This window comes from Nostoc sp. (assembly GCF_036917635.1).
Classification (GTDB): Bacteria; Cyanobacteriota; Cyanobacteriia; order Cyanobacteriales; family Nostocaceae; genus Nostoc.
In genome coordinates this window covers 1-13231 of the sequence record NZ_JBALCW010000087.1, presented here as the reverse complement: position 1 = coordinate 13231, position 13231 = coordinate 1, and the positions used below count along the sequence as shown (strand labels likewise).

At 41.4% G+C, this 13231-nt stretch carries 10 protein-coding genes and 1 pseudogene; 5 read left to right on the top strand and 6 right to left on the bottom strand.

Annotated features, from left to right (window positions below; genetic code table 11):
• Window positions 1-364: 364 nt before the first annotated feature.
• Together V7K32_RS19730 and V7K32_RS19725 are read right to left on the bottom strand one after the other, a co-directional pair.
• A complete protein-coding gene (locus V7K32_RS19730; RefSeq protein ID WP_334995494.1) occupies window positions 365-526 on the bottom strand; it encodes a hypothetical protein in 162 nt (53 codons plus the stop codon).
• Window positions 527-806: 280 nt separating this feature from the next.
• Entirely contained in the window at window positions 807-2132 is a 1326-nt protein-coding gene (locus V7K32_RS19725) for an AAA-like domain-containing protein (RefSeq protein WP_334995493.1), read from the bottom strand.
• A 445-nt stretch (window positions 2133-2577) separates the two neighbouring features.
• On the opposite strand from V7K32_RS19725, the gene V7K32_RS19720 reads away from it, so the two are divergent.
• Window positions 2578-4104 carry a PAS domain-containing sensor histidine kinase gene (locus tag V7K32_RS19720; RefSeq protein ID WP_334995492.1) on the top strand — a complete coding sequence of 509 codons (1527 nt, stop codon included), beginning with the start codon at window positions 2578-2580 and terminating at the stop codon, window positions 4102-4104.
• Window positions 4105-4261: 157 nt separating this feature from the next.
• On the opposite strand, the gene V7K32_RS19715 is transcribed toward V7K32_RS19720, so the two are convergent.
• A complete protein-coding gene (locus V7K32_RS19715) occupies window positions 4262-4465 on the bottom strand; it encodes a hypothetical protein (protein WP_334995491.1) in 204 nt (67 codons plus the stop codon).
• A gap of 250 nt (window positions 4466-4715) precedes the next feature.
• On the opposite strand from V7K32_RS19715, the gene V7K32_RS19710 reads away from it, so the two are divergent.
• The 3 genes from V7K32_RS19710 to V7K32_RS19700 all read left to right on the top strand — a co-directional run bounded on the left by V7K32_RS19710 (window position 4716) and on the right by V7K32_RS19700 (window position 8240).
• A complete protein-coding gene (locus tag V7K32_RS19710) occupies window positions 4716-5312 on the top strand; it encodes a cytochrome b/b6 domain-containing protein (RefSeq protein WP_334995490.1) in 597 nt (198 codons plus the stop codon).
• Between the two features lie 97 nt (window positions 5313-5409).
• Complete coding sequence (locus tag V7K32_RS19705; protein ID WP_334995489.1) at window positions 5410-6843, top strand: bifunctional orotidine-5'-phosphate decarboxylase/orotate phosphoribosyltransferase; 1434 nt, start codon at window positions 5410-5412, stop codon at window positions 6841-6843.
• 296 nt (window positions 6844-7139) lie between these two features.
• Window positions 7140-8240, top strand: a complete 1101-nt coding sequence (locus V7K32_RS19700) for an AI-2E family transporter (protein WP_334995488.1) — start codon at window positions 7140-7142, stop codon at window positions 8238-8240.
• A 212-nt stretch (window positions 8241-8452) separates the two neighbouring features.
• Here the strand turns inward: V7K32_RS19700 and V7K32_RS19695 are convergent, their stop codons facing one another.
• Window positions 8453-10906: an ATP-dependent Clp protease ATP-binding subunit gene (locus V7K32_RS19695; protein WP_334995487.1), complete on the bottom strand. Its 2454-nt coding sequence runs from the start codon at window positions 10904-10906 to the stop codon at window positions 8453-8455.
• Window positions 10907-11232: 326 nt separating this feature from the next.
• Here V7K32_RS19695 and V7K32_RS19690 point away from each other — a divergent pair, with 326 nt between their 5' ends.
• Window positions 11233-11529, top strand: a complete 297-nt coding sequence (locus V7K32_RS19690; RefSeq protein WP_334995495.1) for a DUF3288 family protein — start codon at window positions 11233-11235, stop codon at window positions 11527-11529.
• A 319-nt stretch (window positions 11530-11848) separates the two neighbouring features.
• Here the strand turns inward: V7K32_RS19690 and aroC are convergent, their stop codons facing one another.
• Both aroC and V7K32_RS19680 read right to left on the bottom strand, forming a co-directional pair.
• On the bottom strand, window positions 11849-12937 hold the full coding sequence (aroC, locus tag V7K32_RS19685) for a chorismate synthase (RefSeq protein ID WP_334995486.1): 1089 nt from the start codon (window positions 12935-12937) through the stop codon (window positions 11849-11851).
• A gap of 214 nt (window positions 12938-13151) precedes the next feature.
• Window positions 13152-13231, bottom strand: a pseudogene (locus V7K32_RS19680) (photosystem II protein D1); the annotation flags it as partial.

The window sequence follows — 13231 nt, the reverse complement described above, 5'->3', positions numbered from 1 at the left end:
TCTTGTTCTGAACTCGGCTATTCTTGTTCTGAACTCGGCTATTCTTGTTCTGAACTCGGCTATTCTTGTTCTGAACTCGGCTATTCTTGTTCTGAGAGCGATCGCTCCCCTAAAACTCATTAAACTATATCAAGAGCGATCGCTTCTCGGCAAATTCTAAAGGCTATTCCATTCTTATAACGTGATTTCCCGCTTTAAAATCACCTCAACTTCCCGAATCATCAGCCGCAATTGCGGTACAGAGTACTCATCATTAGAGGGAATAGTTAGGCGATATTCTCCGTAAACCATAAACTGATGTCTTGTTCCAAAAAAAAGGCCATCAAAGCCAAGCGATGGCAATTTTTTCACAAAATACCGACGCTTACACGGTATCCATTGGTTCAAGAGTCGGCTGCTTGTTGAGGTCAATATTATCAATTACTGGTAGAGAATGTCCCAGCTTTAACCCAAGCAAAATCCACTCTTCTAGCGTTGAGCGTAATTCATCCTCACACTCGCGCAAAGTTGATGCAAAAGCTATCACTCCTTTGCAAACAGGAATTCTACCTGCAAATGTACCGCCCTCACCCTAAATCCCTCTCTCTTCTTGCGAGAGGGACAACTTTGCGGCTCCCCTTCTCCCAAATTTGGGAGAAGGGGCTGGGGGATGAGGGTTTTTCTTTTCATATGGAATATCTACAGTTTTCAAGATGGACGCGGTTCACTTATCCTCACCAACACAAAAATGTTAATTACATACACTGCAAAATATACAAAAACTAATAGCGGATATATGGGACAACTCATTGAATGGCAAGAAGTCATTACATTTTCAGATATTGTCGAAAATATAAACGATATAATTCACACGCAACAGTAGAGCGATCGCCTTCTAAATTAATTAGCCCCATACTTTGCAATTTGCATGCCAATGCTGGTAATTGCACATAATTTGTAGCGTTAATTACCTCATAAAAAGCATCTTGCAATTCTGGCTCATCTCGTAGCACTAAGACAAACTGGTTTAAATACTCGTGATAAATTCCTGCTTCTGTGGGTGCTTGTTGCAATAGCTGTTCTAAATCTCCTTCTAATCCCCCTTTACCCACAAGGTGATAAAAAGCCAATCGCAGCAAATAAGGATATCCTCCCACCATTGCCATCAAACTCTCGACATTTTTACCATCTGTCCAATCCAAGCCGTGACGTAGTGCCAAATCCAGCACCTGCTCTTTTGTAAAGGGAGATAACTTAATCGGTAAACCAATATTAAATCGTGATTGAGTCTGTTTTATCCCAACAAGAATTTCCGTTGAATAAACCATAACTAGACGCAGTTTTTGCCAAACTTCTACCCCTTTGGCTTGCTCATACCACCATCGCACCAATAGTAACAATTCTCCAGCAATTTCTTGATACTCAAACAGCCAATCCACTCCATCCATTACCAAAACAAGGGGACTTGAGAGCGCAGAGAGTAAATACTGTTGGAAATAGATAGAACAACTCACTTTGCTATCCATATCTTCATCCCAATAATCATTGAGTTTTGGTTCTAGCTCTAACTCTCGACTGACCTTAGCACAGAACCAGCGCAAAAATGTATCCAAACTGGCAAATACTGCTTTATCTGCTTGCTGAAAATCCAAAGTTACAGTGCGAAAGCCTTGATTGTTAGCGCGTACAAGCAACCGCAAAATCAGAGAGCTTTTCCCCATTTTTTTCGGTGCTTTGATGCAGATGAGACTTCCAGGTTCAGCCATTTCTGCGTAGGCGAGTTCTTCAATTGGCAAGCGAGGGATGTAAAATCTGGAATTAAGGGATACTGGCCCACTAGGAAATTCTAAGGATATAGCTGTGGCTGCTTTGTTGAATTCCTTAACTAACTGCTGATGTGCTTTGCTAAGACGATGATTTTCTACAGTCTGGCGGAAGTTTGATTTATTTATCGGTTCTTTGCAAAAAGCACTCAATAATTGCCATAAATGAGCAGCAATTTTACTGACACGTTCCTCGTCGTAGTCAGCTTCACAGGCTATATTCGTGTAGGTTTTTCCTGACCACGAAGAACGCAATACAATCTCTTGGAGTGTCGTTAAACCGGTTGATTGACTCGCTTTTAGTAGCAATACTACTTCATCTATAGTCATTACTCATCGGCTCCAAAGCATGAAATTTTCTCACACCATTATTCTTTGGAACTCAATGTACCCTGCCTTCTATGGATAGCAGCCAGTCTTTTCCCAAAAAGCTATAAACAAGGCTTGACAATTTTTTTGTATTCTGAAACATTTGACATGACTTCAGCATAGAATTTTTTTTACAAATTTTTTCGAGTTTTTAGGTAATTATATGTGATTTGAACTACTTTTTTTAGACATATCTTAGAATGTAGATGCACACAATGGAGCTATTTTTTTTCTAAAAAATCGCCACTGCGATCGCATTACCTTTCTCTAAATTTCATCCAAATTGATGATATGGGCAGTGACAGCCTAATCAACTAAGTAGATGATTTATCCATAACTAGATCGTCAGGGTGCTAAGACAGCGTAGAGAGAGCTACAGGATATCATCCTCATCGTACCAGCAGCTATGCATATCGAAAAACCCGCTACCCATGAACCGGAAGCTCTATCAGTACAAGATTCCCAGAGTTTCCCAGAACCAAAAGACTTATCTCAAGAAAATTTAGATACTTGTCAATGCTCACAAGCCGCCTTACAAATGGCATTAATAGCCAGTGGCTTGGGGTTGTGGGATTGGAATTTAGTAACCAACAAAACCTATTACGATCCACAGTGGAAAGGCATTCTGGGGTATGGAGTAGACGAAATCAACAATGAGTATAAATCCTTTGAGCAACTTGTACATCCACAGGATTTACCGAGAATTCGCCAGGTATTGCACGATTACCTAGAAGGATGCACACCTGTGTTTGAAGTCGAATTGCGAATGTTGACTAAATCGGGTGAATGGAAGTGGATTCTGGCTTGTGGGAAAGTATTTCAGTGCGATGAATCCGGTAAGCCAGTGCGGATGGCGGGGACGCACAAGGATATTACTCAGAATAAAGCGATGTCTACGAAGGGCTGCGCCTACGCTACTCAACAATACCAACTATTTGCACAACTCCAGTCTACCGAAGACCAAGTAAGGGAAAAATCACAGCAGCTAGAAAGTACCCTCGAAGAACTCAAATATACCCAAAAGCAGTTATTGCAGAACCAGAAAATGGCTAACCTCGGTCAACTGGTGGCGGATATGGCTAACGAAATTAACAATCCCGTTAGCTTCATCTACGGCAATCTCCATCCTGCGAGTCAATACGCTGAAGACTTAATCAGAATCATTGAACTTTACCAACATCACTATCCCACACCGACACCAGTCATAGCTTTACATCTGCAACGCCTTGACCTTGGTTTTGTCAAGAAAGACTTTTTAAAATTGCTGTGGTCAATGCGAGCCGGTTCTGAGCGCGTTAAAGAAATTGTTTTCGCCTTGCGGAATTTTTCAACCTCTGATGAAGGTCAAATGAAAAAGGTTGACCTGCATGAAGGAGTTGATAGTGTTCTGAGGATTTTGCAGCATCGTTTGAAAGAAAAGCCTGATAGAGCCGGGATTGAAGTAATTAAACAATTTGGGGAATTGCCCTTAATCGAATGTTATCCTGGTGAACTTAATCAGGTATTCATGAACATCTTAACTAATGCCATTGATGCCTTAGAAGAAAGGATGAAACATGATTATTCCTTTACTCCCAATATTTTTATTCATACAGAAATTATTAGTAGTCATTTATCATTAGTCAAGAGTAATGAAGTTTGGGTAAATGATAAACTACTAGGGAAAAAACACAAAATTATAATCCGCATTTATGACAATGGTAAAGGCATACTTCCCCATATCCAAAGACATATATTTGAACCATTTTTTACAACTAAACCAGTAGGCAAAAGTCAAGGATTAGGGCTATCAATTAGTCGAGAAATTATAGTTGAGAAACATCAAGGTAAACTTAAGTGTAATTCTCAATTAGGTCAAGGCACAGAGTTGGTCATTGAGATGAATACAACAGCAAGACACTATACCGCTATTAGAAAACACGCCAGCTTTTAGGTTTTTGCGATTCTTGTTCGCCGATGCGAGTGATTTTTTGTTGATTGCGATCGCTTAACACTAGACAAAGCAGATGATGCTTGCATCCGGGGAATTCAAGCCAATACTGCTCGGATAAGACTAAAAACCTTGTGTAGAGACGCGAAATTTCGCGTCTCTACAGGTCTAAAACACTATCGAAAAATCCAAAAACCGAGCAGTATTGGAATTCAAGCTCGTCCGGTGCTGAAATATGACGATCAATAATTAATCCAGGCAATTGAATCATCCGGCGCCGAGAAATCCATGTTTCCTTCATATCAGTCCGATTAGCGATCGCCCTTAGAGATACACTGGATAGAATATCTTTAATCGTGGGCATTAAAAAAGGTTACACCATCTTAGCAACGCCACCCAATAGCCCATCCTAGACATCGCCCAATTTTGAAAATTTAACTTAGAACAACCTCAGCCACACTTAAACTGACAGTTAAAACAGCAGATGGTAGACCATCAATGTCAGAATACTGAGTCAGAGGATGGGAAAATAAAGCTGAGTAATGCCCACCCCCAAATTTACTCGACTAGATTACCCAAGACAGATAAACAGCAAATTTTATCAGTCCAAACCTATGACACTAACCCCCTCTCAAACTCGAAAACCACCCAACCAAGCGATCGGAGCGAAAATTTTCCACTGGTGTAACATCATTAGTCTATTTATCATGCTCACCAGTGGACTACAAATTTACAACGCCAACCCTGTTTTTGGTGGACGTGCAGGTTTGCACATTCCTCCGATATTTACTTTAGGAGGTTGGCTTGCAGGAGGTAGACACTGGCATTTTGCAGCAATGTGGCTATTTTCGCTAAATCTCTTGTGGTATGGAATTTACATTCTAATTACTCGGCGCTGGCGACATCGGTTTGTAGGTGCTAATGACCTCAAAGCATTACAAAAAAGTCAAAATTCCCAACGTCTAATTTATGCTTGGCATCGAATTGTTTATACAGCAATTATTCCTATTTTACTGCTAGCGTTATTTACAGGAATAGGAATGTATAAACCTGCTCAATTTCCCTGGATTGTCGATTTCTTTGGCGATTGGCAAGCATTGCGAATTGTTCACTTTGCCTCCGTGCCGATGGTTATCTTATTTGTAGTAATTCACTCACGTTTAGGACGTAAAGCTGGTGGTGCTGAATTAACAGAATCAATGTTTTCGTAAACAAACTATGGTCATGGAGATGGGAAGACGCGGTGACCAATGACTAATGACTGATGACGAATGACCAATGACTAATGGCTCTTTTTAAAATAAAAAAATGAACTTTTTTGATAAATTGAATCGTAATATCTTGCAAAATCAAAGCTTACTATTTGTAGGACTTGATCCAAATCCAGAGATGATGCCTGTGCGTTATCAATCTGAAGAACTCATGACTGGTTTAGAGAAATGGTTGCAATTCATTATTGGAGAAACTTCTGATTATGTTTGTGCCTATAAACCGACACTTGGCTTTTACGAAGCATTAGGTATTCCCGGTTTAGAATTGCTGTACAAAACTTTAGCAGCTATTCCAGCTCATATTCCAGTAATTTTAGATGCCAAACACAGTGACTTAAATACTAGTACCATTTTTGCCCAAACTGTGTTTACACAATGGCAGCTGGATGCAATCACTCTCAGTCCCTATACAGGACAAGATCATGTAGCCCCCTTTTTGGTCTATCAGGGTAAAGCGGTATTTATTTTATGCTGTACTTCTAATCCAGGTGCAGAAGCTTTACAGCAATATCCGACAAACGAATCACCCCTTTATTTACAGGTGGTAAAAGAATCAAAAACCTGGGGAACTCCAGAACAATTGGGTTTGGAGGTGGGAACTACAAATCCTGAAATTTTAGCACTTATTCGAGCGATCGCGCCTGAACGAATTATTATGGCGCGTAGCATCTGGGCCGAAGGCGCAAACCTGAAGCAAATTTTAGAAGCAGGTTTGAATGCTAACGGTGATGGTTTGCTGATTCCTGTTCCTCAAGATATGTTGGGAAATACCCAACTATCTAAAGGAGTCCAGTCTTTACGCGGAGAAATTAATCAAATAAAAACTGAAATTATTTATGAAAATTCTACATGTTCTGTGTGGTTCCCTGATGTTTGTTTCCTAAATCAGCATCCCTACCAAGATTTGATTTTACAACTTTATGATATTGACTGCATTATGTTTGGCAGCTTTGTCCAAGCATCAGGAGCTATATTTCCTTATTACATCGACTTACGCAAAATTATTTCCAATCCCCAAGTTTTTAATCAAGTTCTCACTGCATATCAGGATATTTTGAAGAATCTCATTTTTGATAGGTTAGCAGGTATTCCTTATGGTTCTTTACCTACTGCGACTGGTTTAGCTTTGCGCCTTCATTGTCCGATGATTTTTCCTCGTAAAGAGGTGAAGGCACATGGAACTCGGAGAGTAATTGAGGGTAACTTTCATCCTGGTGAAACAGTTGTAGTGGTTGACGATATTCTCATCAGTGGTAAAAGTGTCATGGAAGGGGCAGGAAAGTTGGAATCAGCAGGATTAAAAGTTAATGATATTGTGGTATTTATCGACCATGAACAAGGGGTGAAAGATAGGTTACAGCAAAATGGTTATCGCAGTCATGCGGTTTTAACTATTTCGGAAATTACTAATACTCTGTATCAAGCAGGGCGAATAAATGAGGAGGAATTTTTAGCTCTTGCTAAAAGTTAGTAATTGGAATAATGGGGAGTAGGGAATGGGGGAAGATTTTTCTCAAGTACTTACCCTTAGTTATATCTTGCACTGCCCACTTTCTTGCCAGAGAATAAATTCTCTGGCTAATAGCAAAAATCCACACTTAATGGGCTATAAACCTTACCCAGTCTTCAATAGATAGACTTTAGCTATCAAGCCTCAGAATGAATTCTGAGGCGGTTGTTGGGACTGCTGCAAATTCTGAGCCTTGAACATATTTAATTACCAGGTTCAATCTAGTAACTGAAATAATTTTGATTTCTAAATTAATTATGAATTTTTCACTGAATCAATTACTTAAATGGTTAATTTTTACGCTGTTATTTCCTCTAGTGTTTCTCAATGCTTGGCTAGCATTTTTACTGGTTAAAAATTTTCAACCTGTTGTAACAATTCTTGTTTTGGCTACTTTGCTTGCATTCGTTTTAAACTATCCTGTTGCCATTATCCAAAAGCGAGGAGTGAAACGTGGCTATGCAGTAGCTTTAGTTTTTATATCAGCATTGATAATTATCGCTGCTCTGGGTATAACTTTGGTTCCCATTGTTTTAGAGCAATTTAATGATATGGTGAAAGTATTTCCCCAATGGATTGATTCTAGCAAAGAAAAACTTCAGATTTTAAATGATTGGTTTTTTAGGCACAAATTAAATGTGAATATAAGTCAGTTATTAACCCAATTAACTGATAAATTACCCAATGAATTAGAGTTTCTTTCAGATAAACTTTTAAGCATTATCATAGATACGATTGATAGTATCTCTGAGGCATTAATCACAATAGTACTGACTTTCTATCTGTTGTTAGATGGCCCAAGGATTTGGGAGGCGATATTTAAAAAGCTACCTGGAAGTTTTGCTCAGAAGATAAGCCAATCTATTCAACAAAATTTTCAAAATTACTTGATTGGTCAGGGAAGTTTGGCTTTGCTGATGGGAGTTTCATTAACATTATTATTTTTAGCTTTTCAAGTCCAGTTTGCTTTACTTTTTGGTTTAGGGGTTGGGCTTTTGAGTTTAATTCCCTTTGGCGATGTCGTCAGTCTTGTTGTAATAACTTTAATAATAGCCACACATGACTTTTGGCTAGCAGTGAAGGTTTTTGCGCTAGCTGTTGTCATCGATCAGGTAATTGATCAGGCGATCGCACCACGGCTTTTGGGCAAATTTACTGGTATCAGACCAATATGGGTGTTAATTGCTTTGCTTGTAGGAACCAATGTTGGTGGAGTCTTGGGTTTACTAGTCGCGGTACCTGTAGCTGGTTTTATCAAAGATGTAGCAGATGGTTTTTCTACATCTGGTAATTCTGATAAGATGGGTGAGGGTGAAGCAGCATCAGAATTGTTGACAGAGAAATCAATATCCCAATGATTTGTGGATAAAAAAAGCCCCCAGTATTTCTACTAGGGGTGATAAATAATACCATTTCACTTTATGTTTGTCGGAGATGCCCCTGCTTATGCCTCTACTTACATCAGAGGTGAGCCTGCGCGGTCTTGGGGGTTTACCCCATGAGCGACTGGCAAACCCGAAGGGCTAGAGTATTTCTCAAATATTACAGCAAAAAGCGATCGGGTATAAAATTAGCCAACATTTGCCAAGAGTAATTCTCGTTTTTCTGATTTTTTCACTCTTACCTGAGAGTCATCATCAACATCGATAAGCGCTGTATCTCCATCTGTAATTTCACCAGACAGCATTGCTTCGGCGAGAGAATCTTCTAGGAGGCGCATAATTGCCCTGCGTAATGGTCTAGCACCATAACTGGGATTGTAGCCTTCTTGTACTACACGGTCTTTGAAGCGATCGCTAACTTCTAAGATAATTCCTTTTTCTGTCAAGCGTTTAGCAACATCACGAAGCATAATCTCAGCGATTTGCTTGACTTCATCCCTAGAAAGCTGGGTGAAGACGATAATTTCATCGAGACGGTTAAGGAACTCTGGACGGAAGTAAGCTTTCAATTCTTCATTTACCAAGGTACGGATGCGGTTATAACTAGCGTCGGCTTGAGTATCGAAGTCAAAGCCTAAACCACTACCACCTTTTTCAATCACCTTGGAACCGATGTTGGAGGTCAAAATGATCAGCGTATTCTTGAAGTCTACTTTCCGACCTTTGGCATCCGTAAGATGACCGTCATCCAATAGTTGGAGCAGCATATTGAATACATCGGGGTGTGCTTTTTCTATTTCGTCAAATAGCAGCACTGAGTATGGTTTCCGGCGCACGGCTTCTGTAAGTTGTCCGCCTTCGTCGTATCCCACATAACCAGGAGGCGAACCAATTAGCTTGGCAACGGTGTGGCTTTCCATGTATTCGGACATGTCTAAGCGAATCATCGAGTCTTCCGCACCGAAGAAGTAGGCAGCTAATGCCTTCGCTAATTCTGTTTTACCGACTCCGGTAGGACCAGAGAAGATAAAGCTAGCAATGGGACGATTGGGATTCTTCAAGCCGACACGGGCGCGACGGATACCGCGAGATACAGCCGAGACTGCTTGCTCTTGACCGATAAGCCGTTGATGCAGAGTGTCTTCTAGGTGCAGGAGCAACTCTGATTCAGATTCAGTAAGCTTGTTGACTGGTACGCCAGTCCAAGAGGCAACGATTTGGGCGATGTCTTCTTCGTCAACTACAGTAGAGTTGACAGGTTGATCGTTTTGGGCAAACGTTGCTTCCAGTTGTTCTGCAAGTTTTAACTCTTGGTCGCGCAGGGTTACAGCTTTGTCAAAATCTTGAACTCTGACTGCTGCTTCTTTTTCTTTGGTAACGCCAGCTAGTTCACGCTTGAGTTCTTTATTGGGAGAAATTTGAGAGTTCCGCAGACGAACGCGAGAACCAGCTTCATCAATTAAGTCTATTGCCTTATCTGGCAAGAAGCGATCGCTAATGTAGCGGTCTGATAATTCTGCTGCTGCTACAAGTGCCGCATCCAAAATTGTGACTTTGTGGTGCTGTTCATAAGCGCCGCGCAAACCGTAAAGAATTTGTACGGTTTCCTCTACGGATGGCTCCCCAACCTTAATCGGTTGGAAACGACGCTCTAGGGCAGCATCACGCTCGATATGCTTCCGATACTCATCAAGGGTCGTTGCGCCGATGCACTGGAGTTCACCTCGTGCTAAGGCAGGTTTGAGGATGTTGGCTGCATCCAAACCACCTTCTGTACCACCAGCGCCAACCAAGGTGTGAATTTCGTCAATTACCAAGATGATATTGCCCACAGTGCGGACTTCTTCCACGACTTTTTTGATGCGTTCTTCAAAATCGCCACGGAAGCGAGTTCCAGCTACCAATGACCCCATGTCGAGGCTGATAACTTGCTTGTCTTGCAAACTTTCGGGAACATCTTGGTTGATAATCCGTTGAGCTAGACCTTCTGCGATCGCAGTTTTACCAACTCCGGGTTCTCCAATCAACACTGGGTTATTCTTGGTGCGGCGACCGAGGATTTGGATCGCCCGCTCAATTTCCTTCTCACGACCTACTACGGGGTCGAGTCTGCCTTCTTGGGCTAATTTGGTCAAATTCCGACCAAATTCTTCCATCGTTAATGGTTGGGTGCGCTTTTGACTACCACCACCAGCTATGGCTGGTGCATTTTCACCCAAACGGCGAACTATGGCACTGCGGACAGTCTTGAAGTCAACTCCTAGATTTTGCAGTACTTTGGCGGCAACACCTTCACCAGCCTCGGTCAATCCTAAGAGTAAGTGTTCAGTGTTAATGTAATTTTGTCCCAGACTATGAGCTTCTTTAAACGATTGCTCGAAGAGGCTTTTTACTTTGGGAGTAAAAGGAATTTCTGGTGGTACAAAGCCAGAACCCCTACCAATAATTTTTTCTACCTCGCGACGTGCATCTTTGAGGGTAACGCCTAATTCCGCCAGCACTTTAGCAGCAACTCCAGTTCCTTCTCCCATCAAACCCAGGAGAATTTGTTCAGTTCCTACAAAATTGTGTCCCAGGCGACGTGCTTCCTCTTGAGCTAACATAATTACTCTAATGGCTTCGGAAGTGAAGTGTTCAAACATAATGGGTTCTTGCTCCCTCGGTGCTTGGACTTTGGGTGAGATAAAATTCACCCTCATCTAAAGTTTTTTGTATTTTCTTAAGGACTAATGTAACTTTATTTAAACTTCAGTGGCAGTGGTGAGAGCCGTAAGACATCAGGTGTAGTAGCCGTCTAAGAAGAGTTAGGAGTTTGGAGTTAGGAGTTCTCAATTTGACAATTAGCTTGTCACTGTAGAAGATGATTTTCTTTTGGCTTTTCTGCTCCTTAGCTCTGGGCTAAACTTAAAACTCAGGACTTAGGACTGGCTCAACCATAGCTATCCGCTAACGACACTCAGCACTCATGATGACTAATGCACCCGCAGGTAAAGACCAACAACATCCTCTTTATAACGGCGATCGCTCCCTTATTGATATTTTACTCGCTCAAGAGGCGACAGACTATAACTTAGCAGAATTAGCTAGGCTGCGAATGCGTTATCAAGGGTTTCCAGGGGCAAGAGATATCCAAAAAGACCTAGATAAAGCCTTGCAGCAGTGGGGTTTGACCGAGGCCGAGCTTTTTGAGAAAACTCGCCAAATTCACAATTTGGGGGGAATTTACAAAAGTCGCGGCAAGAAAGAGGAACAGGATTGGAATTAGGAATGGGGCATTGCCTTGCACTCAGTTAGGACTTAGGCAAGAAAAACTCTCAAACTCTTATTCCTACGTGGATGTGTCCTAATAAGGTTCGATTTTCCGTTCCTTGTGCGTAAGTCCTGTCAGTATTGGCATAGCGATCGCTAATTTTGTGCCTTTGCCTAACTTTAGATGTAAAATAGCCACCCCAGTAAATTAAACCAATTTACAATTACGTTTTGTAACGGGGATTTAGCTTAGGCATTATTGGCGCTGCTTGATAGAAGCTATGCAACCTTTTACCCCCAAAGTTTGTTAAATATTTTTTGTAGATGTGTAGTGTCTACAAGACCTTACATTGCCCATGATGCCTTAACAAATGGTCACAGAGTACCAACGCCACCATTGCCTCAACCATAGGCACTGCACGCGGTAATACACAAGGATCGTGGCGTCCTTTGGCTGCTAATAGGGTTTCTTCACCTTCACGAGTTACAGTCTTCTGCTCTTTTCTAATTGTTGCTGTCGGCTTAAATGCAACTCGCAAAATGATATTTTCTCCGTTAGAAATTCCCCCTTGAATACCACCAGAACGGTTTGTTAGTGTGCGGATTTCAGCGTTTGGATCGATATAAAATTCGTCGTTATGCTCAATTCCCGTTAGCAGTGTTCCCCCAAAACCCGAACCAATTTCAAAGCCTTTGCTAGCAGGAAGAGACATGACACCCTTAGCTATATCAGCTTCCAATTTATCAAATACTGGTTCGCCCAAACCTTTTGGTACATTTCGGGCTACACACTCTACTACACCGCCGATAGAATCACCTTGTCTACCTATTTGCTCAATTAATTCAATCATGCGATCGCTGCATTCAGGATCGGGACAGCGAACGATATTGCTTTCCACTTGTTCTAAGGTGACAGTATTTGGATCAACTACACCTTCCAAGTCTTTGATGCGCTTAACATAAGCGATAACTTCGACATTGGCGACTTGACGAAGAATTTTTTTAGCGATCGCACCTGCTGCTACTCTTCCGATTGTCTCACGCGCTGACGATCTACCCCCACCTTGCCAATTACGAATGCCATATTTTGCATCATAAGTTGCATCCGCATGAGAAGGCCGATATTTCTCCGACATCTCATCATAGTCTTGGGGACGAGTGTCTTTGTTCCGCACCAAAATTGATATAGGCGTTCCCAGAGTTTTGCCTTCAAATACCCCTGATAAAATCTCGCAGGTATCCGCTTCTTTGCGAGGCGTTGTAATTTTACTTTGCCCGGGACGCCTTCTATCTAGTTCTACTTGAATTTCTTCTGCCGAAATTTCTAGTTGGGGAGGACAACCATCAATCACAACCCCCACACCGCCGCCGTGCGACTCGCCAAAAGTACTGATGCGAAATAAATGACCAAAAATATTGCCCATGATTTTGAGGAAAAAGGTGAGGCTTATGTATTCTACCTAGAGTTCTTACAAAGTTTGTCTTTGTTTTTTGTATAATTTTTCGCTATTTTTTAGTAATTATCAACAATGTCTCGGAGTTTTTATCCAACTCCATAACAGTATCTGTTACTAACTTAAATTAAAAGCGCCCTCCCAATTTGGGAGAGCGCTTTTTGATGAGAGCTAAACTTCAGAATTAACCGTTGATAGCAGGAGCGGTAAGAGCTACAGGAGCAACATCTAAAGCTGCCAAATCTAAGGGGAAGTTGTGAGCGT